The sequence below is a fragment of the Staphylococcus sp. IVB6181 genome (assembly GCF_025561445.1).
Classification (GTDB): Bacteria; Bacillota; Bacilli; order Staphylococcales; family Staphylococcaceae; genus Staphylococcus; species Staphylococcus simulans_B.
In genome coordinates this window covers 302272-317433 of record NZ_CP095096.1, presented here as the reverse complement: position 1 = coordinate 317433, position 15162 = coordinate 302272, and the positions used below count along the sequence as shown (strand labels likewise).

Here is a 15162-nt window from a genome sequence, read left to right as displayed (position 1 = left end):
AAACACTTAGGAAATGAGTCATAAGCCGAGGGCAGCCTTGGCTTATGCTTTTACATAGATGCAGTCGTATTAAAAAAGGTACTAAGATTAACTTAGCACCCCGCAGATTACTTTAGAATTTAGGCTGGAATAAGATAAAATAGATTGTAAATAATACAAGATAGACAGCCATGAAAATACCGACGCGTTTTAAAAGATACAGTCCAGTATTGGAACGGTTTTTGATAAATCGGTTTGAAATCGCGTTCGTTACCAGAAAACTGATGACTATAATCAATACATAGACAAATGTTGTAACATCCATTGAAGTTCTCCTTCATTTTATAATTCTTATTCATTAATGTACCATAACCTGCGGTACAATCCTATATGAATCATCCGCACATTCGTCTAGATGTAACATTGAAGAAAGGATAGAGACATGCTTCAAGAATATTTAACAATCGCCCAAATTATGACAAGAAAATATAGTTTGCCTGAACTTAAGAATATTTGCAGAAAATATCATATTCATGGTTTTGCGAACACCAGAAAAAATGAAATTGCCTTAATGATATCTAAAACGTTCTACGAAGAGCCTGATGAAATGCTGGATATCTTATTAGAAGATGATGAAGCCGTCGCATTGCTTTCGCTGTTCTTTGTTCATGAACATAATGCGGTCAGTCTAAAAGGCCCGGTACCTTCTGCCATCGATGATGCTTTTATGGTCAATTACAATAAAAAGAAGCACATGATCAGTGTCCCGCAAGATATCTATTTCATCCTCAGCAAGTACTTTAAAAAGCATCATATCAACATTAAAAGCTGAACATCACTATGGTAAAATTGAATGATAGAATTATTAGTTATCATCTTGATTTTAGTATAAAATAGATAAATAAGATTAATTAACGCATGAGGTGACAGATATATGTACGACTTCTCTGATAAATATGATAATTACGACCGACTCCTTTACGCAATACAAATTAAAAATCCGAACTACAAAAAAGAAGATTCTATGCAAATGACTGAAGCAGAAATTTTCGCTGATTATGCGAAATACAGTAATAAAAAAGAAAAACAAGTACTGGATTTCATTCTTTCCAATCAAATAGAAGTACCTGTAATCTCTGAGAAAGATGCCAGATACATGCCATTATTATCAGCGACCAATTTTATCTTTCCATTAGATGATGAAGGCTGGTTTGTAGATATTGATTTCATCAATAATTACAACCAATATGTACTTAATAGTCAATACAAGCCTTTACCGCAGTTAGATGACGATGAAGAAGATGCAATTCTAGAAATGCAGGAGCTTCATGAAGCAAGACAAGAATACGGACTTTATCACTTGCCTTTCAGATTATGCGACTTCACAGTAAAAGAACTCAAACAAATCTGCCGCAACTTTAAAATCAAAGGTTTCTCAAAATGCAATAGTGATGAATTAATTGAATTGATTGAGGATGCCTTCATGGAGGATCCTTTCGAACGTTTCGATTATCTCACTGAAGATGCACGCAGCTTAATTGCTTATTTTATTGTGGAAGGAAGCAACGTCATTCCATTTACGCATGTATCAAACTTGGATTTAGACGTCTTTATGGTTGCTGCTGACTGGGATTATAGTGTGCTTTATATGCCGATTGATATCTTTGAATTCTTAGTCGATTATTTCGAACAAAACAATATTGATCCATTAGATTACATCGATCCTGACGACCGAGAAATCCTTGAAGAAATTAATAAAATGCAGAAATTGAACGCACTCACTTCAGAGATGCCTAAAAATATCGAAGGTGCCATTGCGGCATTCTCAGAAGCAGGACAAGATGAAGACATGCGCGAAGTCGTTAAAGAATTACTCGCATTTGAAGACGATGGTTCAGATGATGCCAAAGTCATGAATGCTATTTTAGACGGTAAAATCACCTCTCAAGATGAATTAGACCAATTCTTATCAGAACTTCATGATGATGAACCGAAACAACCAAAACGACACAAAAAAAATAAATCTAATCACCCATCACAGAGCAACATCATTGATTTCAATCAATACCGAAAATAATACAGAAGTTCAAATTAAAAATTCAAAACGCAGAACAGGAAGGTTTTCATGATTATAAAGTGAAAACCTTCCTGTTTTATGTTAGTGATTAATATCATCTCATTCGCTTTCGCAAAAACAATCAAATCGTAACCATATGCCTAAATAGTTTATCAGTAAGTATCTTACCGGTATAATAATATTATACAATACTTTAACTGAGGAGAGATTATGACAAACAACAATTTTTTTGAACTCATTCATCATTCAGACCTTTTGAATTCTGCCACTATGACACTCTTTATCAAAAGATTTGATGAAAATGTAAATATTTCTCAAATTCTAGTGCTGTCGAAGTTAGAAAAAGAAGGACCTCAAAAGCCGACAGATATTGCACATTCGTTAGGCTATACATCTGGTGCAGTCACTAAATTAATCAACAACTTACTACGCAACCACTATGTAGAACGTAAAGCACACCCGCATGATCGACGCGTCTTCTTAATTTCCATCACAGAAAATGGACAAAAATTATTAAACAAAGCTCAAGAACAAGGTCAAAAAATGAACCAAGAAATCTACTCTGTTTTAAATGAAGAAGAAGTCGAGCAACTGTTAAACATTCAAAACAAACTATTTAATCACGTCAAAAAATTAAATGAAAACAATTAAGACACACCTAAGATAACTCAGTAAACAAACGTAATCAGATGCACACAGAAAAAATATATTCAAAGGATGGTTATCTTAAATGGCAAAATTAGAAAATAAAGTAGCAATTGTGACAGGCGGCGCAGGCGGTATAGGTTCCGGTATTGTCCGTGCATATGCAAAGGAAAATGCACGTGTAGTGATTGCGGATATCGCTGAAGAAAAAGGACAAAACTTAAGCGAGGAATTAAACCAGCAAGGCTATGAAACAACATTCATCAAAACAGATTTAACTGATAAAGCCTCGCTGCAGACATGTGTAGATCAAACAATAGAGAAATATCATCAGATTGATATATTGGTTAATAATGCACACGCATCTCGCATGAACAGCTTTTTAGATATCACAGAAGACGACTTGAATTTATCATTCAACACTGGATTTTTTGCGACATTTCATTTATGCCAGATGACAATTCCTTATTTAAAAGAAACTAAAGGAAACATTATCAACTTCGGTTCTGGTGCAGCGATGAAAGGAGATAAAAATCAAGGTGCTTATGTTGCCGCAAAAGAAGCGATTCGAGGCATCACACGTGTGATAGCTAACGAATTCGGTGAATACGGTATCAACGCCAATATTATTTCTCCAATTGCTTACTCTGAAGGTGTCGACCAGTGGAGACAAAACAACCCTGAGTATTATGAAAAGGTAGTTAACGGCATTCCGCTTCAAAAATTCGGTGATGTCGAAAAAGATATCGGACCTGTTGCGGTATTTTTAGGCAGCAGCGATTCTCAATACATTACAGGTCAAACACTTATGGTAGATGGCGGCAGCATCAAACTTTATTAATATGAATAAAACACTCCCTTATGGTTTTAATATTAACCATAGGGGAGTGTTTTGTCTCGTTGCTTTTTGTTTCATTATTTTTTATCATTCTTTATTTTGATGATGAAGCATGCTTACACTTCATCGCCGTTTTCATCATACTTTGTCACAGTACCGTCCGCATCAATGATATAAGAACCGACAAGGTTGCCTTGTTTATCTAAAATAGAGAAGCCCCAACCGCCGTCGCTGCGTTTTTCAGGTTTTTTGAATGTATACGTGCTGGTGTCTAATGTATGACCTTCATATTCTTCAACTTTATCAATTACATTTTCGCGTGTTACTGTACCTTCATCAGAAGTACTTTCAGAAGTTTCTGTTTCAATATGCCCGCATTAGACTCAGGTACTTTTGTGCCGTCGCTGATCCAGCCTTCTACTTGATGTACCAATGCATCATCGCCATCATAAAGCGGTACTACTTTGCCTTGGTTCATAATACTTTGTGATTCGCTGCGGCTGTATCCAGGCTCTATCCAGCGGCGATCTTGGAAATGGCTCGGTACAGGATAAATCGTTACTGTGCCGTCTCCATTGTTTTTATATACGACATGACCGGCAGCTGTCGGAGTAGCTGCTAATACATATGTTCCTTCGTCATAACGTACAGTATATTGGTTATACATATGCTGACCAGATACATCTAAATGGTCAATTGTGATGGAATCAAAATCACTGCCGCCATCTTGATAACTCTCTAACACACCTAACCAAACACGTGCTAAATATTCTTTACTGTTGGTATTCAAATCACTGAATTTTTCCTTAGAAGATGATTCTTTTGAAGATTCATTTTGTGTGTCATTATTGTTCTCATGACTGTCTGATTCATTGTGATTGTTTTGTTCTTGCTGGTTTGAACTATCTTGGTTGTGATTTGATTTTTCTTCTTGTTTTGTATCTTCGTTTTGTTCCTTTTGTCCGCATGCCGTCAATAATAATGCAGACGCGGCAAGACTTGCACCTATATATCTGAATTTCATACATGTCCCCTGCTTTCGTATATTCTATTTTTCGATACTTAATTGCATTATACCCTAATCGAACACAACAAAGATATGTATTTCTAATGGTAGACACATACTGTCCACTTATCATCTGTATAACAAGTAAAAGGAGAAACAAGACCTCGTGTCTCATTTCTCCTAATCTATTTATTATTCATTTAAATAATCATGTACAACTTCTGGTTTGCCTAATCTTAAGTCTGCAAGAATGTGTTGTGCATCTACGATTTCTTTGACTGGGAAGTCTGCTAACGGTGCATTGACATGTTCAAATAGTTGCAAGCGTGCATCGCCTCTGAATGCTTCTTTAATTTGAATATCTGTAATTTGAGAACGTGTCATTTCTAAAATTCTAGGTGTCCCGTCATAGTTCGGCAATTGTTTCAGCATAAAGCTTGGTTTTGTAATCAGCTCTTTTGCTTCCGCTTCTTCAATCGGATGATATTTATACGTCATCGTCGCTTGTGCCACACGTAATGAATGATAATCCAATGTACCGACTAATGTGTCATTATCGACATAAAGTCTTGGTTCGCCGTATTTCTTAGGGAACGTCGACAACTCTCTGCCTAACGCAATCGCAGGCTGGTTGTTTAAATACATCGCTAAGTAATACTCGCCTTGTTCACCGTTATACTCGACCGGAATCACTTGTCCGCATTCTGTATAAGAGCCAAGTCCTGTACTATCAGGCATATCGATGACTTCAAATTTAATTAAATCACTTGTCACCTTTAACGGCTCCGGTACTACAGCTTTCAATTTCTCTATATCTGTTCTATATACAATGTTTAAAAATTCGCGGTTTCGAAAATGCACATCTACTTTAGAATACGTCGGCGCATTGACAGGTGTAGACGCCATATCGAATAATTCTTTTTTATTCACGCAACTTCCTCCTTGATTTTCTCTATCTACTCTAACCTTATAGACTTTATCAAGCGGATTCAATCTAAACGAAAGATTACGGCATTTATGTACAGAATTATTCTTTAAACGGTTTGGTTTTCTAATACTTGCGCTAATGCGGCTTTAAAGATATCTGTCATCTTTTGTATCTCAGATAAACTCATATTCAAGACCGGCACAAAGGTAATTACATTTTCTAAATTACGAATCATCAAACCATTTTCCTTACACGTTTGAATGATGCGTTCCACCGTTGGAATCGCAAGCGGTTGTGCAGGATCTGACGGGTCTGCCAATTCTACACCGAACATCAAACCGTAACCGCGGACATTCCCGACATAATCTAATGTTTTAAGAGCATTCAGATTGTCTTCTAGTAACGCGGATGTCTTACTGATATGGTCGATTAAATGTGTTTCTTCAAACAGATTCAAGCTTTCAATCGCCACAGCACATACGACAGGGTTGCCAGTATATGTGTGGCCATGGAAGAATGTTTTATCTGCGTGGCGATTGCTTATGAAGGCATCATACACAGCTTGAGAAGTCATCGTTGCGGCCAGCGGCAAGTATCCCCCTGTGATACCTTTTGCAAGACACATAATGTCCGGGTTCACATCTGCACGTTCACACGCAAACATCGTTCCCGTACGGCCAAAACCTGTCGCTACTTCATCCACAATCAATAAGATATTATATTCTCGGCAAAGTTGTTCCACTGCTTTGATAAAATGCGGCGGTTGGGCATAGATTCCTGTCGCGCCTTGAATCAAAGGTTCTAACACAAAGCCGCAGATTTCATCGCCATGATGCTCTAAGACAGTTCTGATTTCCTCTACTAAACCTTCAACTAACGCCGCTTCTGTTTCATACTCTGATTGGAATAAAGACGGACAGCTGATTTGAATATTCTCAAAGATTAAATCTTTAAAAATCGCATGGAACGTATCAATTCCTCCGACACTGACCGCACCGATCGTATCGCCGTGATATCCATTCTTCAGCGTAATAAATTTCTTCTTCTCAGCGTAACGTTCTGCATCTAAATTCTTCCAATATTGATACGCCATCTTAATCGCAATTTCCACTGCGGCACTGCCTGTATCAGAATAGAAGACTTTCTGTAATCGCTCTGGCGTAATTTCAACTAAACGCTTCGCAAGTTCTATCGAAGGTACATTAGAAGAGCCCAGCAACGTCGAATGGGCAATTTTTCCTAGTTGCTCTGTAATTGCTTGATTTAATTTCGGATGGTTATGCCCATGGACATTGACCCATAAAGAGGCATAACCGTCTAAATAGGCATTATTATCAATATCATATAAATAACTGCCTTCTCCGCGTTCAATAATAATCGGATCATGTTCGCGGTACACACCCATTTGCGTAAACGGATGCCAGACATAATCACGGTCTGCTTGAATTAATGCTTGTTTATTCATGACACTTCACCTTTCATTATAGTTTCTATCAGGGCCTCAGACACTTCTCGGACTTCTGCCCCTTCGCTTAATGTGTAGATAGGGCGTGCTAAATATCGGGTTAATGTTTCGTAATTATCTTGAGCAATCATAGAAGTACTGAAACGATTCATAATCAAAATATTCTCTGGTAAATGATGCGCTGTTAAATAATACTGATGCATAATGATATCGCTGATGGCACCGAGTTGAGACGGTACCACACTAATCACTTTATTTGCAGTATCTTTGATTAAATCTTCGGTCATGTAAAATGTATCTTGGTCTTGATAAATCGGTACGCCTAGACCGCCTGCACCTTCAATCAGCACCACATCAAAGTGTGCCGCAAGCTGATCGGCTTTCTCTATGACAGCTGATCTGTTGAGTTGCTGATGGGGTTCTAATTTAAATCCTAAGTGCGGAGATACCGGTTCATGGAAACGATACAACGAAGTCGTCTCATAATCTAAACCGCTGACTTTGCGATATGCTTCTAAGTCAGGATACGTCCCGTCTGCTTGTTCTTCGGTTTGAAAAGGTTTATACAAACCGACATGATAACCATGCGCTGATAAAGCACGATACAGCAATAAAGTCACATAAGTCTTGCCTGCATCTGTACCTGTACTAGTGATGAAGACCTTCACGAATGCCAGCTCCTTTCATTACTTTCTCTAAACGTAAAATCAATACCGCTGATACCGCACCTAAAATGATGTCTCCAGGACCGCTGAGCAAGACGATTCCGCTGAAAGTCTGACTTGCTGTTATCGGTGTATGTAATACAAAATTCATAATGAAATAAAAATAAACACATCCGAACACATAGATAATCACAGTTCCTGCTAAATTAATCAGAAACGTTGTCACAAAATTGCGTTGTGTCCATTTTTGTTTCAGTATGGCCATCACTAAAGCCGCAACGACAAAACCGATTAAGAATCCAAACGTCGGTTTCATTACATAAAAAAGCCCTCCACCGCTTGCGAAGATCGGCAGCCCGAGCAAGCCCATCACCACATACAAAGCCTGACTCCAAAATGCGATTTTCACACTGAACAAATGCGCCACAATAAAGACAGTGACAATTTGAAGCGAGAAGGGAATCGGCCCTAATGTAAAGTGCAGCATGCTTGAAACGATCGTAAGTGCTGTAAATAAACTGATAAATACTAAATCTCTTGTCTTGATGTTAATCACCTCAAAAGTTATTTTAGTACTCTGTTTCTTAAATGTAAACTTATTTTATTATTTAGTTTACATTTAAAGTTGCTTGTCGTAACAACATGCAAAAAAAATGCTCAACAGCGTCAGCCATTGAGCATAAGAGTCATCATTAAAACTATTTTGTTTTATTTTACCGGGACATCCCATTTTTGAAGATGTTCTGCCATGTCCCAGAATTTATATTCATAGTAACTTGTACGTACGACGATATCTTCTAAAGCTTGAAGTTCCGCTTCTGTACGTCCCTCTGTCACTTGATTCATCAATTGTACACAGTCTTCTTTGAATTGTGTAAATTCCTCTGATGCATACATATCTACCCATTCTCGATACAGCGGGTGATCTTTTGCGGCATCTTGTTCATCGAGTTTCAAGCCGATATAGTTGTAACTCCATGTGCACGTCAAAATAGCCGCAATGACATTTTCAACACCGCCGATTTGCGCCATATTCAGCATATAACTTGTATAAGCCGTTGTTGTTTCGGCAGGCTCTGTCGCTTCTAATTCTGATTCGCTGATGCCGAATGATTTGGCATAGTTGCGATGCAGATTCATTTCGGTATTCAACGTACCGTCCATTAATTGTGCATATGTCGACATCATCGTTAAATCGGTTGCTTTTGCTGCACCGATTGCGAATAAGCGTGCATATTCAATTAAGTAAATATAATCTTGTTTTAACCAATGTTTGAATTTCTCCTCATCCAAAGAACCATCTGCCAATCCTTTGATAAAAGGATGTTCCATATAAGATGCCCAAATAGGCTCAACGCGTTGATACAATCGATCAGTAAATTGTGTCACTGTTCTACCTCCTCATTAATGTTGATTCCAAAATTGGTACATAGCATCCACATCATTATAACCTTGTTTCGCACCTGCTTCAGCAATCTTAGTCCTAAGTTTAGGATTCATCGCATTTTCTTTAAAGTCTGTTAATATTTGTTTAACATGCTTATCCGGTGTCACTACACGTACTCGCTGTCCTTTAACACGCATCTTATCCACTAATTCATCTAAAGCATAAGGATAGGCAATCGGCAAATCCGCAGCTAAAATGACTACCGTTTTGGCATCTTTTGCCAAGTCTGCATTTTCTGCAGAATATGAGGCGCCGTCATAATAATGTCTGCCGTTCATCTCAACCGGTGCCCAAACACCCGGGAAAGCAGAACTGGCAGTGACTGCTTTAATCAAATCTTCTCCTTCATCAAAAGAGAACAGATGACGTGCATTGGTCTCTGATTCCGTTGTTACAATATGCAGGGCTTTCGGCCATGTTTCGCATGACGCACTGCCTAAACGCTTGCGAATCATTTCAAAACGCTCTGCTTGTGTGATGTCAGGGTGTGCAGCCTTGGATAAAGTGCTTAATCCATTTACCCATGCTGTCTCAGTTTCTGCGTCTTGTGCAATCGTTCTTATTTTTTGCTGCAGCTGTGCCATGGCTTCGTCTGCCAGCGGTGAATCTTCTTGAATCGGCTGTTCGATTTGTTCTTCCCATATCGTATTCCAATGCAAATCAGAGGTGATCAATGCACCGACTTGCGCCCCTGCAGAAGTTCCCACTACTTCTTTCACATCTCTTAATTCAATGCCGCAGTCTGACATCCCCTTCAAGTAGCCAATCTGCCAAGCTATCGCATAATGACTGCCGCCGCCAAGTACTAAAGCTGACTTATCCATATCTATCACTACTTTCATTCAACAATTTAAGGTTGTCTCTTACATGCATACGTACAAACTTGCAATATTACGCTTAAGTTTCCTCTACCCTATTTCTCAACCCTTAATAATTGAAAAAGCCGCCTTACTGAAATCAGTAAGACGACCGTAATGAACAAAAAGCTTAATGAATGTCTTGTTTTCCGCCAGAAATGAATTGTGCAACAATTTGTTTAATAATCGCAATGATACTTTCTAACATGAAGTTCACCTCCGCTTTTGGATAAGGCGAGTATAATCCTATTACAGTTGATTTTGGGGCTTAGTGCCTAAGTCGTTTTATTGCCTGCCCAGTCTTTTTATCTGCTTTACTTTTAAACAGTTATGTATGCTTAAGTGTACAAGAAACAGCCGGCAGCTGTTTTAGCAGCGTACCGGCTGTAAGGATTGGATAGAATTGAATAGAGTTTACTTTCATAACAAGTTTATTTTTATTTTGGGATTATGACTTCATGCTTTTTTAGGGGAGGAACATGAAGTCTTATGCACTGAAAAAATGTGTTATCTTTATAGGTTGTCTGAACAGTTTGGATGTTAGGTATTGTTCAGTATGTTTTCCTATCAAGCGTTTATCAGGACATCATCGCCTCCTTTACTGTGCTTTGCACAGTACGATAAAATCTCATCTCACATATAAAGCACCACCCCCTTTGATGTAAGTGCGTTTATCTTTCGTCAAAGTATTGTTTTTGAGCAATCAAGCCTTTTTCAATCATTTCCAGCTCGTAATCCTTTGCGTGCAGATCATCTGTCTTTCTTAAATCATCAATGACTAAAATGAGGACTATGATAAATAAGATCAGCGTACTGATTATCCACATATGCATCATCTCCTATGCCTTTAATTGATCTAATGCGATATTCATTTTCAAGACGTTCACATATGGGTCTGCCATAGGCGACGTTTGTTTGTGGTGTTCAATAATTTGTTTGACTTTATCTGGTGAAATATTACGTTCTTTAGCAATACGTTCTGCTTGTCTGTTCGCATTTTGAACCGTAATATCCGGGTCTAAACCTGAACCTGAAGCAGTCACTGCATCTACAGGCAGCCCTTTGCCTTCTTTATCGATAGTTTGTTCAACACGTTCTTTTAATGCAGGGTTCGTATTGCCGAAGTTGGAACCGCCTGAAGCCGGTCCGCCGTTTTCTTTGACTGCTTTTTCATCCATATTGTAATCCACAGCACTGATACGGCCGTGGAAGTATTTCGCTTCTGTCCATTGTTGGCCGATTAATTTCGAGCCGACCACTTTACCATCCTGCTTTACCAGACTGCCGTTGGCTTGTTCGTTAAAGAGTACTTGTCCTGCCCCGGTTACTGCTAACGGAAAGATAAAACCGTACAGCAGCAGCATCATGATGACCAGTCCTAAACTATTTCTGAATACATGCATGGCAATTGCCTCCTATACAAAGAATTGAATGACTAAATCTATGAGTTTAATACCGATAAACGGTACAATCATTCCGCCAAGCCCATAGACCAGCATATTTTTCATTAAAATCGTTTGTGTAGATGCGCCTTTGAATTTTACACCGCGCATCGCAATCGGTATCAGCAATACAATAATCAATGCATTGAAGATCAGTGCAGATAATACCGCTGATTCCGGAGAATGCAGCTGCATAATGTTCAAGTGCTGCATTTGCGGCATTGCAGCCATAAACATTGCCGGTAGAATCGCAAAGTATTTCGCAATATCATTCGCAATACTGAACGTTGTCAATGAACCGCGTGTCATCAATAATTGTTTGCCGATCATCACCACTTCAATAAGTTTTGTCGGGTTAGAATCTAAGTCGATTAAATTCGCGGCTTCTTTGGCACTCATTGTTCCAGAGTTCATCGCAAGCCCGACATTCGCTTCAGCCAGTGCCGGTGCATCATTCGTACCGTCCCCCGTCATTGCGACAATATGGCCTTTGGCTTGTTCTTCTCTGATAACATTGATTTTATCTTCTGGTTTGCACTCTGCCACAAAGCGATCAACGCCTGCTTCTTTGGCAATAGTTGCGGCTGTTAATTCGTTGTCTCCGGTACACATAACTGTTTCAATCCCCATGTTGCGTAAAGCCTGGAAACGTTCAACGAGTCCCTCTTTAATCACGTCTTTTAAATAAACGACCCCTAAGATTTCTGTATTTTCGATTACCACTAACGGTGTACCGCCTTTTTTAGAGACAGATTTCACGATACTTTCGATATCCGGCGGAATCGTACCGCCAGCATCTTTTACGCGCTTTAACATACTGTTCGGTGCACCTTTATAGACTTCTCTATCACTGAAGACGACACCGCTCATACGTGTTTCTGCTTTGAACGGCTGATATTCGCCGACTTCTTGCGGTAAATCAATGCCTTCTTTGTATGCGAGTTTAACGATACTTTTGCCTTCAGGCGTATCGTCTGCGACAGATGTTTCATAAGCTGCTTTGACTAAACGTTCATAATCGCATGTCTTTACAGGCAGAAAAGCATCTGCCATACGGTTGCCGTAAGTAATTGTTCCAGTTTTATCTAGAATCAAGACGTTGACATCACCGCATGTTTCTACAGCACGCCCGCTTTTCGCTAAAATGTTGAACTGTGTGACACGGTCCATTCCGGCGATACCGATCGCAGAAAGCAAGCCGCCGATGGTTGTCGGAATCAAGCAGACTGTTAATGCGATCAGCATCGCGATAGATAAATCTAAGTGTAAGAACTTCGCAAGCGGAAACATCGTTAAAATTACCACTAAGAAAATAATTGTCAGGGTCATCAACAGCGTAAACAATGCAATTTCATTCGGTGTTTTCTTACGTGTTGCACCTTCAACCAGTCCAATCATTTTATCTAAGAACGAATGACCAGGTTCAGATGTAATTTCGACTTCCAGCCAGTCAGATGCGACCACTGTACCGCCGATAACATTGTCGAAATCGCCGCCGGATTCTTTGATGACAGGCGCAGATTCCCCTGTAATTGCCGATTCATCGACTGTCGCAATACCTTTGATGACTGTGCCGTCATTCGGGATTTGTTCTCCCGTTTCAACACGGACGATATCCCCTTTCTTTAAATCAGATGCATCAATCGTTTCGTAACTGCCGTCAGATTGAATACGGCGTGCAGTCATATTGGTTTGCGTTTGGCGCAATGCATTGGCTTGTGCTTTCCCTCTGCCTTCTGCGAGTGCTTCTGAGAAGTTCGCAAATAAAATTGTCAGTAATAAAACGATAAAGATACTGAGCAGATAAAGGCGCGATACAGATTCTTGTGCAAATAAATCTGGTACAAAAATCAAAATAAATGCCAAAACCATTCCTACTTCAACTACAAACATAATCGGGTTCTTAATCATATATTTAGGATTCATTTTGACGAAACTTTCTTTAAAGGCTTGTTTCATCAAATCCTTTTGCATACTTTGAGCGGATTGTGCCATCGTATGTTCCTCCTTATCTCTTCATCGTCATGGTTATCCATGCAGTAATAAATGTTCTCCGATAGGTCCAAGCAATAAGTCCGGCAAGAATGTCAAACCGCTTAACAAGATAATAAAGATAATCAGTACCGCACTGAAAAAGACATTGTCGATCGGTACATCTTGATGCTGGTTTTGATACGTCTTCTTACTGACTAGACTTGAAACAATTAACAGTTGCAGCACAATCGGAACAAAGCGTGCCAGCAGCATCACTACCCCTGTAGAAATGTTCCAAAATGTTGTATCGTCTCCTAAACCTTCAAAGCCAGAACCATTGTTCGCAGAAGAAGATGTAAATTCATACAACACTTGCGATACACCGTGAAACGATGGATTTGTAATCGTGTCTTGTGCGCCCGGTACCACAAAGGCAAGTGCACTGAAGATTAAAATCAGCAGCGGATGCACTAAGAATGATAGCGCGATTAATTTCATTTCTTTGCCTTCAATTTTCATGCCTAAATAACTTGGTGTTTTCCCAATCATCAAACTGCAGATAAATACGGTTAACATCACATAAATAATCATGTTCATCAGTCCGACACCTTCACCGCCGAACACAGCATTCAGCATCATCAGTACCATCGGTACTAAACCGCCAAGCGGTGTCAAACTGTCATGCATGTTGTTGACTGTTCCAGTTGTAAAGGCAGTCGTAATCGTTGTGAAGAGTGCAGAAAGCCCGATACCGAATCGTGTTTCTTTCCCTTCCATATTGCCGCCGTCAATGCCTAATTGATGCAAGATCGGATTGCCTGCATATTCTGCGAATAAGCATAAACTTAAAAAGCCGATAAACATCGCAAGCATTGCGATGAAAATCATCCATGCATGTTTATGAATATGCGCTTTATCTTTCATCAACATACGTCCGAATAAGAATACTAATGACCCGGGTAATAACATCATGCTTAATGCTTCCGCATAGTTAGACCAATAAGTCGGGTTTTCAAACGGTGTAGACGAGTTAGCACCTAAGAAACCGCCGCCGTTCGTACCTAAGTGTTTAATCGATTCCAAGGAAGCCATCGGACCGTAGGCAATCGTTTGTTTTACACCAGAAAGTGTATCGATGACCAAATTGCCTTTTAACGTTTGCGGTGTGCCTTGGCTGATTAAGAATAAACTGATGATAAACGCAAACGGAATCAGTACGCGTAAAATAAAGCGCGTCATATCTTGATAATAGTTGCCGATGACATCCGTCACGCCTGTTAATCGTCTTAACATCGCAATACATACCGCATAACCAGATGCTGCAGATGTGAACATTAAGAAAGTAATGACACACATTTGTGTTAAGTACGTCAAACCTGTTTCACCTGCATAGTGCTGCAAGTTCGTATTGGTTAAGAACGATGCCATAGTATTAAAGGCAAGTGATACGGATTGGTTCATATTATGGGTCGGGTTTAAAAACAGCCATTGCTGAGCTAATAAGAATAAAAATGAAATTAAACCCATCAACCCATTCACAATTAAAAAGTGTTTAATGTAAGTTTTGCCTGACATATGTTCAAGCTTTGTGCCGATAATGCGGTAGATCACATGTTCAATCGGCTGAAATACTTTATCCATTTTTGAGGGTGTCACCAGTGCGACAGAATAGAGATATCTGCTGACGATGTATGTCAACGCAATGAAGACACCTATAAAGATAACGATACTCATCTCAAACTGACCTTCTTTCATTAATTAAAATTTTTCACTGTACAACAGCGCATAGCATAAATACACAATAAGCGCGATAATCACCGCGACAAGTACTCCTCCCAT

At 39.3% G+C, this 15162-nt stretch carries 17 protein-coding genes and 1 pseudogene; 4 read left to right on the top strand and 14 right to left on the bottom strand.

What is annotated here, in order from left to right; all coding sequences use genetic code 11:
- Nucleotides 1–112 precede the first annotated feature (112 nt).
- Complete coding sequence (locus tag MUA90_RS01450) at nt 113–304, bottom strand: hypothetical protein (protein ID WP_114604363.1); 192 nt, start codon at nt 302–304, stop codon at nt 113–115.
- Between the two features lie 117 nt (nt 305–421).
- On the opposite strand from MUA90_RS01450, the gene MUA90_RS01445 reads away from it, so the two are divergent.
- From MUA90_RS01445 to MUA90_RS01430, 4 genes are all read left to right on the top strand, one after another.
- On the top strand, nt 422–811 hold the full coding sequence (locus tag MUA90_RS01445; protein WP_262587887.1) for a hypothetical protein: 390 nt from the start codon (nt 422–424) through the stop codon (nt 809–811).
- A 102-nt stretch (nt 812–913) separates the two neighbouring features.
- Complete coding sequence (locus MUA90_RS01440; protein WP_262587885.1) at nt 914–2056, top strand: hypothetical protein; 1143 nt, start codon at nt 914–916, stop codon at nt 2054–2056.
- A 210-nt stretch (nt 2057–2266) separates the two neighbouring features.
- Complete coding sequence (locus tag MUA90_RS01435; protein WP_262587884.1) at nt 2267–2707, top strand: MarR family winged helix-turn-helix transcriptional regulator; 441 nt, start codon at nt 2267–2269, stop codon at nt 2705–2707.
- Nucleotides 2708–2786: 79 nt separating this feature from the next.
- Nucleotides 2787–3542, top strand: a complete 756-nt coding sequence (locus MUA90_RS01430) for an SDR family NAD(P)-dependent oxidoreductase (protein WP_262587883.1) — start codon at nt 2787–2789, stop codon at nt 3540–3542.
- Nucleotides 3543–3655: 113 nt separating this feature from the next.
- On the opposite strand, the pseudogene MUA90_RS01425 reads toward MUA90_RS01430, so the two are convergent.
- From MUA90_RS01425 to kdpF, 13 genes and pseudogenes are all read right to left on the bottom strand, one after another.
- A pseudogene (locus tag MUA90_RS01425) lies at nt 3656–3901 on the bottom strand (hypothetical protein); the annotation flags it as partial.
- Nucleotides 3862–4563 carry a hypothetical protein gene (locus tag MUA90_RS01420; RefSeq protein ID WP_262587882.1) on the bottom strand — a complete coding sequence of 234 codons (702 nt, stop codon included), beginning with the start codon at nt 4561–4563 and terminating at the stop codon, nt 3862–3864. The pseudogene MUA90_RS01425 and the gene MUA90_RS01420, both read right to left, overlap by 40 nt.
- Before the next feature lie 174 nt (nt 4564–4737).
- On the bottom strand, nt 4738–5475 hold the full coding sequence (locus tag MUA90_RS01415) for an acetoacetate decarboxylase (protein WP_114604356.1): 738 nt from the start codon (nt 5473–5475) through the stop codon (nt 4738–4740).
- A 104-nt stretch (nt 5476–5579) separates the two neighbouring features.
- Complete coding sequence (bioA, locus tag MUA90_RS01410) at nt 5580–6938, bottom strand: adenosylmethionine--8-amino-7-oxononanoate transaminase (protein WP_262587881.1); 1359 nt, start codon at nt 6936–6938, stop codon at nt 5580–5582.
- Nucleotides 6935–7606, bottom strand: coding sequence for a dethiobiotin synthase (gene bioD / locus MUA90_RS01405; protein ID WP_262587879.1), 672 nt, complete (start codon nt 7604–7606; stop codon nt 6935–6937). The genes bioA and bioD overlap by 4 nt, the downstream gene beginning before the upstream one ends.
- Entirely contained in the window at nt 7587–8159 is a 573-nt protein-coding gene (locus MUA90_RS01400) for a biotin transporter BioY (RefSeq protein ID WP_232168104.1), read from the bottom strand. The genes bioD and MUA90_RS01400 overlap by 20 nt, the downstream gene beginning before the upstream one ends.
- Before the next feature lie 152 nt (nt 8160–8311).
- Nucleotides 8312–8992 carry a thiaminase II gene (tenA, locus tag MUA90_RS01395; protein ID WP_262587876.1) on the bottom strand — a complete coding sequence of 227 codons (681 nt, stop codon included), beginning with the start codon at nt 8990–8992 and terminating at the stop codon, nt 8312–8314.
- A 15-nt stretch (nt 8993–9007) separates the two neighbouring features.
- On the bottom strand, nt 9008–9874 hold the full coding sequence (locus tag MUA90_RS01390) for a patatin-like phospholipase family protein (RefSeq protein WP_262587874.1): 867 nt from the start codon (nt 9872–9874) through the stop codon (nt 9008–9010).
- Between the two features lie 704 nt (nt 9875–10578).
- A complete protein-coding gene (locus MUA90_RS01385; protein WP_162912203.1) occupies nt 10579–10734 on the bottom strand; it encodes a hypothetical protein in 156 nt (51 codons plus the stop codon).
- Between the two features lie 12 nt (nt 10735–10746).
- Nucleotides 10747–11310, bottom strand: a complete 564-nt coding sequence (gene kdpC / locus MUA90_RS01380; RefSeq protein ID WP_262587871.1) for a potassium-transporting ATPase subunit KdpC — start codon at nt 11308–11310, stop codon at nt 10747–10749.
- Between the two features lie 12 nt (nt 11311–11322).
- Complete coding sequence (locus tag MUA90_RS01375; RefSeq protein ID WP_262587870.1) at nt 11323–13344, bottom strand: K(+)-transporting ATPase subunit B; 2022 nt, start codon at nt 13342–13344, stop codon at nt 11323–11325.
- Nucleotides 13345–13377: 33 nt separating this feature from the next.
- Complete coding sequence (kdpA, locus tag MUA90_RS01370) at nt 13378–15057, bottom strand: potassium-transporting ATPase subunit KdpA (RefSeq protein WP_262587868.1); 1680 nt, start codon at nt 15055–15057, stop codon at nt 13378–13380.
- Nucleotides 15058–15081: 24 nt separating this feature from the next.
- Complete coding sequence (kdpF, locus tag MUA90_RS01365; RefSeq protein WP_105994417.1) at nt 15082–15162, bottom strand: K(+)-transporting ATPase subunit F; 81 nt, start codon at nt 15160–15162, stop codon at nt 15082–15084.

Excerpts from the sequence above, each read along its gene's own strand:
- MUA90_RS01440 (WP_262587885.1), top strand. The coding sequence starts at position 914 with ATGTACGACTTCTCTGATAAATATGATAATTACGACCGACTCCTTTAC.
- MUA90_RS01450 (WP_114604363.1), bottom strand. The coding sequence starts at position 304 with ATGGATGTTACAACATTTGTCTATGTATTGATTATAGTCATCAGTTTT.
- MUA90_RS01445 (WP_262587887.1), top strand. The coding sequence starts at position 422 with ATGCTTCAAGAATATTTAACAATCGCCCAAATTATGACAAGAAAATAT.
- kdpA (WP_262587868.1), bottom strand. The coding sequence starts at position 15,057 with ATGAGTATCGTTATCTTTATAGGTGTCTTCATTGCGTTGACATACATC.
- MUA90_RS01435 (WP_262587884.1), top strand. The coding sequence starts at position 2,267 with ATGACAAACAACAATTTTTTTGAACTCATTCATCATTCAGACCTTTTG.
- MUA90_RS01420 (WP_262587882.1), bottom strand. The coding sequence starts at position 4,563 with ATGAAATTCAGATATATAGGTGCAAGTCTTGCCGCGTCTGCATTATTA.
- kdpF (WP_105994417.1), bottom strand. The coding sequence starts at position 15,162 with ATGGGAGGAGTACTTGTCGCGGTGATTATCGCGCTTATTGTGTATTTA.
- MUA90_RS01375 (WP_262587870.1), bottom strand. The coding sequence starts at position 13,344 with ATGGCACAATCCGCTCAAAGTATGCAAAAGGATTTGATGAAACAAGCC.
- bioA (WP_262587881.1), bottom strand. The coding sequence starts at position 6,938 with ATGAATAAACAAGCATTAATTCAAGCAGACCGTGATTATGTCTGGCAT.
- kdpC (WP_262587871.1), bottom strand. The coding sequence starts at position 11,310 with ATGCATGTATTCAGAAATAGTTTAGGACTGGTCATCATGATGCTGCTG.
- MUA90_RS01390 (WP_262587874.1), bottom strand. The coding sequence starts at position 9,874 with ATGGATAAGTCAGCTTTAGTACTTGGCGGCGGCAGTCATTATGCGATA.
- MUA90_RS01430 (WP_262587883.1), top strand. The coding sequence starts at position 2,787 with ATGGCAAAATTAGAAAATAAAGTAGCAATTGTGACAGGCGGCGCAGGC.
- MUA90_RS01385 (WP_162912203.1), bottom strand. The coding sequence starts at position 10,734 with ATGTGGATAATCAGTACGCTGATCTTATTTATCATAGTCCTCATTTTA.